This is a genomic window from Rhodoligotrophos appendicifer (assembly GCF_007474605.1).
Classification (GTDB): domain Bacteria; phylum Pseudomonadota; class Alphaproteobacteria; order Rhizobiales; family Im1; genus Rhodoligotrophos; species Rhodoligotrophos appendicifer.
This window is the reverse complement of sequence record NZ_VHKL01000005.1, coordinates 17,812-31,468: the sequence shown is the minus strand read 5'-3', so window position 1 is coordinate 31,468 and position 13,657 is coordinate 17,812. Positions and strand designations below refer to the sequence as shown.

At 57.3% G+C, this 13,657-nt stretch carries 11 protein-coding genes; 8 read left to right on the top strand and 3 right to left on the bottom strand.

Annotated elements, in window-relative coordinates; genetic code table 11:
* The first annotated feature begins 76 nt into the window (after nucleotides 1-76).
* The 4 genes from radA (at nucleotide 77) to FKM97_RS11930 (ending at nucleotide 4,553) form a co-directional block, all read left to right on the top strand.
* Entirely contained in the window at nucleotides 77-1,489 is a 1,413-nt protein-coding gene (gene radA, locus FKM97_RS11945; protein WP_144292652.1) for a DNA repair protein RadA, read from the top strand.
* Between the two features lie 92 nt (nucleotides 1,490-1,581).
* Nucleotides 1,582-2,256 (top strand): CvpA family protein, encoded by a 675-nt coding sequence (locus FKM97_RS11940; protein ID WP_144292651.1) that lies wholly within the window; start codon nucleotides 1,582-1,584, stop codon nucleotides 2,254-2,256.
* Nucleotides 2,257-2,298: 42 nt separating this feature from the next.
* A complete protein-coding gene (gene purF, locus FKM97_RS11935) occupies nucleotides 2,299-3,786 on the top strand; it encodes an amidophosphoribosyltransferase (RefSeq protein ID WP_144293030.1) in 1,488 nt (495 codons plus the stop codon).
* 17 nt (nucleotides 3,787-3,803) lie between these two features.
* Nucleotides 3,804-4,553: an SDR family NAD(P)-dependent oxidoreductase gene (locus FKM97_RS11930; protein ID WP_144292650.1), complete on the top strand. Its 750-nt coding sequence runs from the start codon at nucleotides 3,804-3,806 to the stop codon at nucleotides 4,551-4,553.
* A 109-nt stretch (nucleotides 4,554-4,662) separates the two neighbouring features.
* Here FKM97_RS11930 and FKM97_RS11925 read toward each other — a convergent pair whose 3' ends face one another.
* Together FKM97_RS11925 and FKM97_RS11920 are read right to left on the bottom strand one after the other, a co-directional pair.
* A complete protein-coding gene (locus FKM97_RS11925; protein ID WP_144292649.1) occupies nucleotides 4,663-8,142 on the bottom strand; it encodes an indolepyruvate ferredoxin oxidoreductase family protein in 3,480 nt (1,159 codons plus the stop codon).
* A gap of 58 nt (nucleotides 8,143-8,200) precedes the next feature.
* A complete protein-coding gene (locus tag FKM97_RS11920) occupies nucleotides 8,201-8,863 on the bottom strand; it encodes a pyroglutamyl-peptidase I (RefSeq protein WP_144292648.1) in 663 nt (220 codons plus the stop codon).
* 75 nt (nucleotides 8,864-8,938) lie between these two features.
* Here FKM97_RS11920 and FKM97_RS11915 point away from each other — a divergent pair, with 75 nt between their 5' ends.
* The gene (locus tag FKM97_RS11915; protein ID WP_170240883.1) at nucleotides 8,939-9,508 is read left to right on the top strand and encodes an NnrU family protein; all 570 of its coding nucleotides are present in this window, start codon (nucleotides 8,939-8,941) and stop codon (nucleotides 9,506-9,508) included.
* Between the two features lie 16 nt (nucleotides 9,509-9,524).
* Nucleotides 9,525-10,343 (top strand): 3-methyl-2-oxobutanoate hydroxymethyltransferase, encoded by an 819-nt coding sequence (gene panB / locus FKM97_RS11910; protein WP_144292646.1) that lies wholly within the window; start codon nucleotides 9,525-9,527, stop codon nucleotides 10,341-10,343.
* Here the strand turns inward: panB and FKM97_RS11905 are convergent.
* The gene (locus tag FKM97_RS11905) at nucleotides 10,325-11,119 is read right to left on the bottom strand and encodes a hypothetical protein (RefSeq protein ID WP_144292645.1); all 795 of its coding nucleotides are present in this window, start codon (nucleotides 11,117-11,119) and stop codon (nucleotides 10,325-10,327) included. The genes panB and FKM97_RS11905 overlap by 19 nt on opposite strands.
* A 353-nt stretch (nucleotides 11,120-11,472) precedes the next feature.
* Here FKM97_RS11905 and FKM97_RS11900 point away from each other — a divergent pair, with 353 nt between their 5' ends.
* Together FKM97_RS11900 and FKM97_RS11895 are read left to right on the top strand one after the other, a co-directional pair.
* Nucleotides 11,473-12,288 (top strand): tetratricopeptide repeat protein, encoded by an 816-nt coding sequence (locus FKM97_RS11900; protein ID WP_170240882.1) that lies wholly within the window; start codon nucleotides 11,473-11,475, stop codon nucleotides 12,286-12,288.
* A 95-nt stretch (nucleotides 12,289-12,383) separates the two neighbouring features.
* The gene (locus FKM97_RS11895) at nucleotides 12,384-13,655 is read left to right on the top strand and encodes an outer membrane protein assembly factor BamB family protein (protein ID WP_170240881.1); all 1,272 of its coding nucleotides are present in this window, start codon (nucleotides 12,384-12,386) and stop codon (nucleotides 13,653-13,655) included.
* Nucleotides 13,656-13,657: the final 2 nt, after the last annotated feature.

Genomic DNA, 13,657 nt, shown 5'->3' with positions numbered 1-13,657 from the left:
ATTTTGCCACCGGAGTTCGCGCGTCCAGTGAGCGCGCTCATCCACCTGTCTGGATTTTTGCATTGGAGCAGCCGGTTTGGCCAAGCCAAGTTCCACATTCGTCTGTCAAGCCTGCGGAGCGGTCACGCCACGCTGGGTGGGGCGATGTGACAATTGTGGTGGCTGGAATACCATTGTTGAGGAGGGCACAGCAGCACCTCTCGGCAGCGGTGTCCGGCCGCGCGCCAGAGGGCGCAGCATCGAACTTGTCGGGCTGAAGGGCACCACCCCTACCCCACCCCGCCTCCTCTCCGGCATCGCTGAATTGGACAGAGTGACCGGAGGCGGGTTGGTCCCAGGTTCAGCGGTTTTGATCGGAGGCGATCCAGGCATCGGAAAATCCACCCTCATCTTGCAGGCGCTCGCGCGTCACGCATTGAAGGGTGAACGGGTTGTGTATGTCTCGGGAGAGGAGGCTGTGGCCCAGGTCCGGTTGCGAGCGGAGCGGCTTGGACTCAGTGATGCTCCCGTTCTCCTCGCGGCTGAAACCAACTTAAACGACATCCTTGCGACCCTGAGCGAGGGACCGCCGCCAGCAATCGTCGCCATTGATTCCGTCCAGACAATCTGGTCCCCGGAAATCGAGTCCGCCCCCGGCAGCGTGTCCCAGCTGCGCGCCGGAGCTGAAGCTTTAGTGCGTTTTGCCAAAACCAAAGGGACGACAATCCTGATGATCGGCCATGTAACAAAAGATGGCCAGATCGCCGGACCCAGGCTTATCGAGCACATGGTGGATGCGGTTCTGTATTTTGAGGGCGACAGAGGCCACCGATTTCGCATTCTGCGGGCCGTCAAAAATCGGTTCGGTCCCACGGACGAAATCGGTGTCTTCGAAATGGCCGATAGCGGTCTCGCGGAGGTCGAGAATCCCTCGGGGCTGTTCCTGGGCGATCGGGATACCGCCACACCGGGTGCCGCGGTTTTCGCCGGGATCGAGGGCACCAGGCCGCTTTTGGTCGAGGTTCAGACGCTGGTCTCTCCCTCGACGCTTGGGACGGCGCGCCGGGCCGTGGTCGGATGGGACGGCAGCAGGCTTGCCATGACCCTGGCCGTGCTGGATACACATTGCGGCGTCAGCTTGGGTGGGTACGATGTCTATCTCAATGTGGCAGGCGGCCTGCGTGTTCGTGAACCTGCCGCTGACATTGCAGTGGCCGCCGCATTGGTTTCATCGTTCACAGGCTGCCCTCTTCCACCCGAATGTGTTTTGTTTGGTGAGATTTCCCTCTCCGGATCGCTCCGCTCCGTGGCACAAGGAGAAGCGCGATTGAAGGAAGCAGCGAAACTCGGCTTTAAAACTGCCGTCGTTCCTCCTGGAGCCATCAGTGAGGTTAAGAAGAACAGTTCCATGTCGATCCATACTCCGAAGAGTCTCATCGAACTCGTCCGTTGGGTCCAGTCCTTCGAACGGAATAAACTGGTCAGAGCCACTGTGGCCGCGACCTCATGACGGATGGTGTCGGTGTCAATGATGTGACAGCACCGCAAAACCAATTTATAGTCCGCGCGCCTCGCGACAGTCTGCTGTGGAGCTCGATCTAAATGCCGTTCTCGATGTTGGACGTCATCCTGATAGGCATTATGCTCATCTCGGGACTGTTGGCGCTAATGCGCGGATTCACGCGCGAGGTCTTGTCGATCCTTTCATGGGCCGGCGCCGCACTCGCAGCCTTCCTGGCATATACCGGCTTTCGAGAAACCGCCCGGTCTTATATCCAACCTGACTACGTCGCCGACATCGCCCTGGTTGCGGGCACCTTCGTCATCGTGCTGATCATCATCTCGATCATCACCATCAAAATTTCAGACTGGATTCTTGATTCGGGTGTGGGGGCGCTCGATCGAACTCTTGGCTTCGTCTTCGGCATGGCACGAGGCTTGTTGCTCGTGGTGGTCGCCTATATCTTTTTCATCTGGCTCGTCCCCGTCGAGCGGCGACCTGATTGGGTCCGCAACGCGGCGACCCTCCCCGTCATCGAACAGACCAGCACCTTTGTTATTTCGTTTTTACCCCCCGACGTCGCTGAAACTCTGCTCGGGAAGACCTATATTAATGCAAAGCCCGGCGAGGCCCCAGGGGCTGGAACGACGGGAGAGGATGAGCCGACCACTCCGGGAGCGGATGGAGACGAAGAGGACGGCTACGAAAATCCAGAACGGCAGGGCATTGATCAGTTGCTAAATGACGGAAACTCTACAAGCAGCGGCAACAATTAGTCCTCAAGTCCAGTGCAGGAGATGGGTATGGTGGCGAATCACATGGGCGGCGAGGCCGGCGCGAACGCAACTGGCGTCCAGGACGACACCGATTTCGACGGTGATACCTTGAGGGAGGAGTGTGGGGTTTTCGGCATCCTCGGTCATCCAGATGCTGCAGCGCTCACGGCTCTCGGACTGCACGCGCTTCAACATCGTGGCCAAGAGGCTGCCGGGATCGTCTCCTTCGACGGCGTTCGCTTTCATTCCGAAAGGCGAATGGGACTGGTTGGAGACCATTTTTCGTCTCCCGCCATGATGCAGCGTCTCCAGGGAGATTCCGCCGTAGGGCATGTCCGCTATGCGACATTCGGGGACACCGTCCTCCGAAACGTACAGCCGCTCTTTGCCGATCTGGCAGCGGGCGGCTTTGCGGTCTGCCATAACGGCAATCTGACCAACGCCCTGACCTTGCGAGAGGAATTGATCCGAAACGGAGCCATTTGCCAATCGACATCTGATACCGAGGTCATTCTTCATCTGGTGGCGCAGTCGAGAAAGCCGAGATTCATTGAGCGCTTCATCGATTCGCTGCGGGCCATAGAGGGCGCTTACTCCCTTGTTGCGATGACCAATAAGAAGCTGATCGGCGCTCGCGACCCACTGGGCATTCGTCCTTTGGTCCTCGGCGAACTCAATGGCGCTCCTATTCTTGCTTCGGAAACGTGCGCTTTTGACATTATCGGCGCCCGCTTCATCCGGGAGATCGAGAACGGCGAGGTGGTCGTCATTACCAAAGACGGCATTGAAAGCCTGCGCCCCTTCCCTCGCATGCAGGCTCGGCCCTGCATCTTCGAGTATATTTATTTCTCAAGGCCGGACAGTGTCTTGGGAGGGCGTTCCGTCTACAAAGTCCGCAAATCTCTCGGCCATGAACTGGCCATCGAGTCGATGGTCGATGCTGATGTCGTTATTCCTGTTCCGGACTCGGGGGTTCCGGCCGCACTCGGTTTCTCCGAACAATCTGGCATACCCTTCGAACTTGGAATCATCCGAAATCATTATGTCGGACGCACCTTCATTGAGCCGACGCAACAAATCCGCTCTCTGGGTGTCAAGCTCAAGCACAATGCAAATCGGTCGGTGATCGAAGGAAAGCGCATTGTCCTGGTGGACGATTCGATCGTCAGAGGAACAACTTCGGTCAAAATCGTACAGATGATGTACGAGGCCGGAGCGCGGGAGGTTCACATGCGCGTGGCCAGTCCGCCGATCAAGTATCCAGACTTCTATGGCATCGATACACCAGAACAGGATGCTCTGCTGGCTGCCACTCATACGCTCGAGGAGATGCGGACCTTCATCGGCGTGGATAGCCTTGCGTTTCTCTCCGTTGACGGCATCTACCGGGCGCTCGGTGAAAAAGGGCGGGATAAGCATCGCCCGCAATTTACGGATCATTGCTTTACCGGCGACTATCCCACTCCCCTCACTGATCTCGGAATTGGCGGTGCCGCCCGTCAGCTGTCGCTTCTTGCCGAAGCCTCCTGACACTAACGACGCATTTTATGGGCCTTCCATACGAAAATCGCGTCGCGCTGGTGACAGGTGCCTCCCGCGGTATTGGCTATGCCATGGCAAAGGTCCTGGCGCGAGAGGGGGCGCATGTCATCGCACTGGCCCGCACCGTCGGTGGCCTGGAAGAACTCGACGACGAAATTCAGGCGATGGGCGGCCAAGCGACCTTAGTTCCAGTGAACATCACAGACTTCGACGCGCTGGATAGGCTCGGTGCATCCATATACGAGCGATGGGGAAAACTCGATATCCTGATCGGCAATGCGGGAGCACTCGGGCGGCTCACCCCACTGGGTCATTTGAAGCCCAAGGAATGGGACGACACCTTTGCTGTCAACGTGACGGCGAATTGGCGCCTCATTCGTTCGCTCGACGTCCTTTTGCGTCAGTCCGATGCGGGACGCGCCGTTTTCATGACTTCGGGAGCAGCGCGTAATTTGCACCCCTATTGGGGTGTCTACTCAACGACCAAGGCAGCCCTTGAAGCCTTGGTCAAGACATACGCCCACGAGGTGGCGAGCACCTCTCTAAGGGTAAGCTTGTTGAATCCAGGGCCAGTGCGTACCGCCATGCGAGCGCAAGCAATGCCCGGAGAGAACAAAGAAAACCTGGCAAGTCCCAGCGACGTGGCAGAGCAACTGCCCATTCTGCTCAACCAAGCGGTCGAGAATGGAGCGATATGGGATTTTGTCGATGGGCGGCTTGTCCTTCGGCCAAGCCGTGAGATAAACGGGCTTTAGGCTCGAGGCACGTTAGCCCAGCAAGATCATCCCCTGCCGACGAAGCAGGACCTCTGTCTCTCCTCGCAAGCTGCCGCGGACCACGGACTGCTGATTGCAGCGATCAAGCCTATTCAGCCGCCTGTCTAATAATGGATGGCTTGCCTGAACGGAACTGAGCAAGAAGCATAGCCTCGTTGGCTTTTGCGGTATCCAAGTGTTGCTCCTTAACATGGCCGTAACCGCGAATATGCTCTGGAATCGAAGCGATTTCGACGGCTAAACCATATAGTTCGGGTGTTAAGCCATCCAAGAGCTCCTGAACCAGCCCCTCATATTGTGCGATCAAGCCGCGCTCCATCTTCCGCTCCGAGGAGTAGCCGAAGATGTCCAAAGGTGTTCCGCGCAGCCTCTTAAACTTGGCCAAGAGGCGAAAGGCATGCATCATCCAGGGTCCCAGTTGCTGCTTCTTCAGATGCCCCGTAGAGGGATCGCGTTTGGCAAGCAGCGGCGGCGCCATATGGAAATGGATAGAGAAGTCGCCCTCGAACCTTTTCTTCACTTCATGCTCAAAGGTGCCGTCGGTATAAAGACGGGCAACTTCATACTCATCCTTGTAGGCCATGAGCTTAAAGAAATACCGGGCGACAGCTTCCGATAGTGCTTCGGAGCCGGGCATGACTCTGGCTTCTGCGCGACGCACTTTGGTTACCAGCGCCTTGTATCGCTCAGCATAAGCCGCATCTTGATAGGCGACCAAGAATTGAGCTCGACGCCCCATAATCTCATCGACGCCTCTCGCCGGCGGGGGAGCCATCTTGTCTTCAGCCTGCGTTATCCGCTCCACGGCCGGCAAGTTATGCGCCGCGCGCCTCCCCCAAAGGAAGGCTTGAGTGTTCATGGCAACAGCTGCTCCGTTAAGATCGATCGCCCTTTCAATGGCGTCTGCACCCAAGGGTATCAAGCCTTTCTGATAGGCATATCCCAAGGTGAACATGTTGCTGGCAATCGAGTCGCCAAGCAGCTCAGTGGCAATGGACGTCGCATCGACGAAGTGGCAGAGGTCGCGGCCAGTTCGGGCAGCAATGGCGATCTCCAGATCTTCGCCGGGCAAACGGAAATCAGGATTGCGCGTGAACTGGGCCGGCATGGTTTCGTGATTGTTCACGACCGCGTTCGACTTACCCTTCGCCAAGGCCGCCAAGTTCTTCTCTGAGGCGGAGGTCACCAGATCGCATCCCAAGAGAAGGTCAGCCCCGCCTGCAGCCAGCCTGATCGACGCGATCTCATCAGGGTTCCGAGCGATCTTCATATGCGTGACCACTGCACCGTTCTTCTGTGCAAGACCCGCCATGTCAATGATGCCGGCCCCTTTGCCTTCCAGGTAGGCCGCCATCCCCAGGATCTGACCGATGGTCACGACGCCAGTGCCGCCGATCCCAGTAATCAGAATGCCCCAAGGCTTATCCAGCGAAGGCTGCGGGGGTTCGGGAAGTGCCTCGAACAGGGCACCCTCACCTGCCTTGCGCTTCTGCCCGCGTATCAACTGGCCGCCTTCGATTGTCACGAAGCTCGGGCAGAAGCCATTCACACAAGAATAATCCTTATTGCAGGAGGACTGGTCAATCTGACGTTTGCGGCCGAAATCCGTTTCGACGGGTGCCACTGCCACGCAATTGGATTTGACCCCGCAGTCGCCACATCCCTCACAGACGAGTTCGTTTATGAAGACCCGCTTCTGGGGATCGGGGTAGGTGCCGCGCTTGCGTCTGCGCCGCTTTTCGGCGGCGCAGGTCTGATCGTAGATCAGGACCGTTACCCCCTCGACGTCCATCAGTTCTTTCTGAACTGCATCAAGCTCCGAACGATGATGAATGGTGGTGAAGGGCGGAAAGCCGACGTTGGAAGGATACTTATCGGGTTCATCAGACACTATGACGACCCGTTTCACCCCTTCGGAGGCGACCTGGTTGGCGATCATGGAGACCGTCAGTCCCCCTTCATGATGCTGTCCGCCGGTCATTGCCACCGCATCATTATACAAGATTTTGTAGGTCATATTGACCTTGGCAGCTACCGCTGCACGGATCGCCAGGTAGCCGGAATGGTTATAGGTGCCGTCCCCCAGGTTCTGAAAAACGTGGCCCCGCTTCGAAAACGGCGCTTCCCCAATCCAGTTCGCGCCCTCGCCGCCCATGTGGGTATACCCCTCGGTACGGCGCTCGGGGATCACTTGCACCATCCAGTGACAACCAATCCCTGCATAGGCGCGTCCCCCCTCGGGAACAGTCGTCGACGAGTTGTGAGGACAGCCAGCGCAGAAATACGGGATGCGAGACACGAGGTCGGGCGAGTTGCGCACGCTTTGCTGAGCTGCGTTCAGCAAAGCCATATGGTCGGAAATACTGTGATCGGGGGTGCGCAGATTGAGCCGCTTGCCCACTTCAAGAGCGATATGGTTCGGATCCAGGGCCCCGTATGCGGGAAAGAGCGGCGCTCCCGTCTCGTCCTTTTTGCCGATTACTGTTGGCCGCAAGGCCCCCGCATAAAGCTGCTCGCGGATCTGAGTTTCGAGGAGCGAGCGCTTTTCCTCGACCACCATGATCAGGTCGAGACCCTGGGCAAAGGTCTCGATAATCTGGGGATCCAGCGGCCACACCATGGCAACCTTCAGAAGCCGTATCCCCAATTCCGCCGCGCGAACCTCGTCTATCCCCAGCTCATCGAGGGCTTGGCGGACGTCGGAGTAGCTCTTGCCGGCCGTGACAATTCCTATGCGGGGGGCACGTCCACCATTGAAGACGATCTTGTCCAGCTTGTTGGCCCGCGCGAATGCGGTTGCCGCATACCGTTTGTAGAGATGCAGCCGCTTTTCTTGCTCAAGCCTGTCGTCACGGGGCCGGATGTTCAGTCCACCGTCCGGCATGTCCACGTCATCGGGGACATTGATCACAACACGGTTCAGGCTTCCGTCGACAACGGAAGTCGATTCCACATTATCCTTTACGCATTTCAGTCCAACCCAAAGTCCCGAGAAGCGGGACATTGCAATTCCGTAGAGACCATAATCAAGGATCTCCTGAGCACCGGCCGGATTAAGGACGGGCATCATGGCGTCTACCAGAGCGAACTCACTTTGATGCGCTACGGTTGATGACTCTGCAGTGTGATCATCACCCATGAGAACCAAGACACCGCCGAGCTTTGACGTTCCAGCCGCATTGGCATGCCGGAAAACATCGCCACATCTGTCGACACCGGGACCCTTGCCGTACCAGATCCCAAAGACGCCGTCATAGGCTCCCTCTTGGCGCATCTCCGCTTGCTGGGCGCCCCAAACGGCAGTTGCGGCAAGATCCTCGTTGAGACCTGGCTGGAATACCACGTGGTTCTTCTTCAGTAGCTTCTCCCGCCGCCCAAACTCCTGGTCGAGTCCCCCGAGCGGAGAGCCACGATAACCCGTGACGTAACCGGCCACATTATGGCCAGCCTGTTCATCTCGCGCCCTCTGCATCAATGTCAATCGCACGAGCGCCTGCACGCCCGACAACAGAACGAGAGACTTTGATAGATCGTAGCGGTCGTCGAGAGATACAGTTCTCAAGCTCATCTTTGCTCCGATACCGGGGTCATTAGGTAAGCAATATTGACATAATTATTAGAACGTTTCAACGCAACAGAGGATCCAAATGTGGACTTTCACAGCTTGGATCACAAGGTTGCTGCAACCCGGTTTCTCCCCAGACGTCACAGCAGACCTTGATGATCACTCCTGTCCCGTTCAGCAAATCGATCTTCGGCATGCGGGTGAATGGCGGCACATGGACAAACCCGATCATTTTCGATCTGAGGACAGGGATCAATCTGCCTGCCGAATGATAAAAAGCAAAATTGCACAGGTAACCACCGGCATCATCAGAGATGTCAGCAGGATAACCTGCTTTCTTCAGCTGCAGACAGATCTCAGCGTTCGGTAGGCTGGCCGGAACGAACTCCGGACTAAACGCGCTGATCGGACCGGTTCCGAAGCTCAAGCCACTATTGTCCAATAGATCTGCTCGGCACGCATTGCGCGCCCTTGCCTCAAGGACAAATCCCTCAGCCTGTCGACTGAGACCGAAGTGAATCACAATATCGGGATCAAACTTCCGGCCCAGACCCTCCAAGACTGAGCCCACTTCGGCATAGACGCAAGGGATGACCGCCGTCTCCACATCCTCATGGTTCAATGTTGAGACGAGCCATTCCGTGGTGTTAACCGGTGCCCCTGGAAAGGCGGGGAAGCCGGTAATCAACACCTTCGGTCGTCGGGCAAGCGTCATGGTGGCCATCAAGCCAGAACTATTCTAATACTGTTGCACCTGTACCGCTACCGTCGTCGCCGTACCGCCGAAAGCATGCACCATATGACTCTCCTGACAATCGGTCTAATCCTGTTCTTCGGCATTCACCTGGTCCCCCTAACGCCACTCAAGGCGCCGTTTCAGATAAAGTTCGGCGAGGGAGCCTATAAGGGTATCTTCTCGATCGTCTCCTTAATCGGCCTGATCCTCATCATCTGGGGTTTTGCTTCCACCCGCGGAACACCGGTCGCCGCCGATACGCTTTATACTCCGCCCGCATGGGGGCGGCATCTCAACATGACGCTGATGCTGGTGGCGTTCATCTGCTTTGCTATCTATTTACATAAGGGTCGGCTGAAGGCTTGGCTACGGCACCCCATGTCCATCGCTATCGCCCTTTGGAGCATCGGGCACTTGATTTCAAATGGAGACCTGCCAGGTTTCCTTGTCTTCGGGTCGTTTCTGATTTACGCCCTGCTCGACATCGTCGTCGAGACGGCTCGTGGCACGCGCCCCAGATTTGTGCCGAAGCCGAAACACGATATCATCGCGCCGGTGGCCGGGGTCATCATGTATGTAGCCATGCTGTTCCTGCACCCTTATGTGATCGGCGTCCCCGTCCTCTCCATGTAAGGAGGCATCGCTATCCATGTCTGTCCATCGTCCCGTAAAGCGGCTGTCCGCACCAGAAATCACCGCCCGCAAAGGGACCGCCCCCATCGTCTCCCTTACCTGCTACCACGCCCATACAGCGGCACTTGCGGATCCGTTCGTCGATTTTCTGCTGGTCGGTGATTCGCTCGGGATGGTGATGCATGGTTACGAGACCACCCTGCCCGTGCCGCTCGAACTCATGATCATGCATGGGCGCGCCGTTGTGCGAGGCTCGAAAAGAGCCCTTATTGTCATCGACATGCCTTTCGGTTCCTATGAGGAGAGCCCATCGATTGCTTTCCGCAATGCTGCTCAGATCATGAAGGAAACCGGCTGCGGCGCCATCAAGCTGGAAGGTGGACGTCGAATGGCAGAGACCATCCGATTCCTGACGGATCGAGGGATACCGGTCATGGCGCATATCGGGCTAACGCCACAGTCCATCAATGTTCTCGGCGGCTTCAAGACACAGGGGCGCACGCGGGACGCTTGGGCAGCCATCGAAGAGGATGCGCGTCTGGTCGCGGAGGCCGGCGCTTTTGCCATTGTTCTGGAGGCGATGGCTGAGCCCTTGGCCGCCAAGATCACCCAGGCCGTCGCCATTCCTACGATCGGCATCGGCGCATCTGCCCAATGCGATGGTCAGGTATTGGTCATGGAAGACATGCTCGGCCTGTCCCCTCGCGTCCCGAAGTTCGTGAAAAAATTTGGGACCGTCGGCGATGCCATCGAGAGCGCCATTAGCGACTATGCAGACGCCGTCCGCGGTCGAAGTTTTCCTGGGCCGGAGCACACTTATGAGGTCAAGGACTGATGTCGCGCCGCGGGCAGGTCCACAAGCTTGATGTAAGAAATTCCAAGCGCCACCGCTCCAAAAATCTGAATTACCATTCCAAAGGCTGAGGCAATCCATGCTTGCAAGGGCGACATGGCAGTTTGCACTTCAGCGTCGCCCGACAGAAGAAATATCACAAAGGCCAGGATCGCAATCAGCGGGAATGCCGTCAGTATCATCACCGAAAACAACCGGGTTACGTTGCCTTTCGTTGCGGCAATCGTCTGTTTCAGCTGCATTTGGCCAGAGACTGCACTCGATGGAAAGGCCAGTGACATTCTAATGGAGACGTAAAAAACACAGAAGAGAGCCAGCAATGCTAAAATCGCCAAGGAGGCGAGCGAGGCGGAAGTGGGCTGACCGGAGGGCTGCGTCGAAGCCAAATGCAGCCCAAGAGCAATCAAACCGAAGAACATCACTACGGCAAAAAACAGGCCGAAAACGATCAAATAGGCGAGCAGAACCTGCCCCTCATAACGCCCGACAGCAAAAATTGAGCGGGAAGTCTCATCCTCGCCTAACACCACGAAACGTATCCACCGGACGAACGCCAAAATATTGATGAGGCTAGCCGCTATGATCAACAGAGCACCCACCGCGCTCTCGGTAGGCCCCGTGCCCTGCTGATGTGAAAATGCCGTGAGGACAATCACAAATATGACAGGTGCCCAAGCGACCCTCAGTAGATTTATGAACTCCCGAAAGACAAATCCATAGACCTCCTTCGTTACAGCCATGACGGGTAATTTCAACATCACTATCCCCTGTTTAGGCCGTCCGTTTGCCCTCATCTTCCCTATCTGCCTTGATCGGGACCCGGGATGCAAACAATCCGTGCCGTCCGGACGCAAGTGCCTCAGGGCTCAAAATGGGTTCCGTTGGGAAGTCGCATCAACTAAGCAATTCTTCAATTTTTAAGTTTGAAATTGTAAACGGTCGATCATCAGGGACATCCGATGCAGCGCCAAGCAGATCGGCACCTTTGGCTGCATAGGAGTCATTGTCGGCCGCATTGCCTTCATTCGGTCACCCATGTAGTTTACGGCGCTCGCGGGCTGTACAAGCAGCGCCGACGAATTGGCGCATCCTTGCGTATGCGCTTACAGCCGTGAAGGGGAAGACTTTGAGTGAAGACTCGCTTATTCGCGAAGTCGAGGACGAGGTTCGCCGAGAGCAACTCGGACGACTTTGGGACCGTTTTGGCGTCTACGTCCTTGGAATTTGCGTGTTAGTCATCGTTGGGGTGGGCGGCGTAAAGCTGTGGAATTACTATGAGGGTCGCCAAGCTCTCAATGCCGGGCAACAATATATTGAAGCCATGCAACTTGCTGACGACGGCGAACACCAGCAGGCACAGAGCGCGTTCAATAAAATTGCAGCTGAATCAAAGATAGGACCACGCACCCTGGCGCAACTTCAAGAAGCTGCAACCAAGATCGCCCAGAATGACATCCCAGGTGCGGTCTCGACCTATGACGCCGTCACCGCGGACAACAGCGCCCCGCCGGTCCTTCGAGACCTCGCACGTGTCCGTGCCGCTTTCCTGCTTGTTGACAGCGCGCCGCTCGCCGAGATGCAGGCTCGGGTGGGTGAGCTCGATACGGACGAAAATCCGTGGCGTAATTCGGCGCGCGAAATGATGGCTCTTACAGCCTATCGGACCGGAGACCTCGACAGGGCGAAGCAGCTGTTCAGCGCAATCATTTCCGACCCGCAGGCCCCAATGGGTTCGCGCCAGAGGGCTCAAATCGTGTTATCCCTGGTGGAAGCGACGCTTGCTGGAAAGTCGGCAGGCTCACAAAACCCAGCTATACCCGCGGCGGGGGCGCCGGCTGCTGCAGCGCCTGCTGCGGCGGCACCCGCCGAGACAAGCGCCGGAGAAGCTGAACCGACGCCCGCAGCACCGAAGCAGAGCACACAGTGATGGATCTTCCCATGCAAGCAATCCCGTCTGGCCGGCGACCGTCTGATTCGCGCTGGAAAAGAAGAAATTCACTGCTGGTCGGAGCTTTGCTGCCATTGCTAATTCTGTCCGGTTGCTCATCGGTCAAGGACATGCTGGGCGGCGGCAATGATGACACGGTGCTCCCTGGTAAACGCGAGGCCGTCGTTCCGGATAACACCGTGCTGACCCCAAATCCAGCGCTGGCCTCTGCGCCATTGGTTCTCCCAGCGGCTCAGACAAATACGGACTGGGCGCAACCTGGTGGCGTTGCTACGAACGCGTTTCACAACCTGTCGCTGGGCGGTAATCCACAGACTATCTGGTCGGCCTCTATCGGCGAAGGGTCCGATACTGACGGACAGCTCAGCGCCCCCCCAATCGTTGTCGGTAGCCGCGTCTATGCTCTCGACACCTATGCCACGCTGAGCGCCTTCGATACTTCGTCGGGGGCAAAGGTCTGGACGACCTCGCTCGTTCCACAGGGCGCCGATCCAGAGGGAGCGTATGGCGGTGGCATCGCATCCAACGGCAGACGCATCTTTGCGGCGACCGGCCTTGGCGAAGTGGTCGCTGTGGACATATCGAATGGAAGCATTGCCTGGCGGAAGAAGGTTGACGTGCCGATCCGCGCTGCACCAACCGTAGCGAATGGCCGAGTTTTTGCCATCAATGTCAATAATCAGCTTTATGCCTACTCCGCCGAGAGCGGTGCAGAACAGTGGAAGTTCGAAGGTGTCGGTGAACAGGCTGCCATCATTTCAAACACGAGCCCAGCCGTCGGGGGTGGGACAGTCATCGCGCCCTACACCTCTGGCGAACTCATCGCATTTCGCGAGGATGACGGTATTCCGATGTGGGGCGACGCGCTTACCACGCCTGGCGGGCTCAGCTCCGTCGCAAGCCTGAACAATATCGGTGGGCGCCCCGTCATCGACGGAAATCAGGTCCTGGCCGTGGCGCATTCCGGCCGGATGGCCTCCTTCTCACTCAAGGATGGGAAGCGTCTCTGGGTCCAAGATATTTCCGGGATCGAGACACCTTGGGTGGCCGGGGACACTGTGTTCGTCATTTCCGGCCGTAACAACATTGTTGCATTGTCACGCTCGGACGGCTCCGTCCGCTGGACATCAACATTGCCAGCTGGACAGCGTTGGGCAGGCCCTGTGCTCGGAGGAGGCCGATTGATCGCGATCTCGTCGACTGGAGTGCTTGCGTTCATCAATCCGCAGAACGGGCAAATTCTCAATCAGTCCAGCCTCGAGAAGAAATTCTTCATCTCTCCGGTCATTGCAAACAACACGATCTATCTCCTGGCAGATGACGGCACTCTGATAGCGATGCGCTAAGC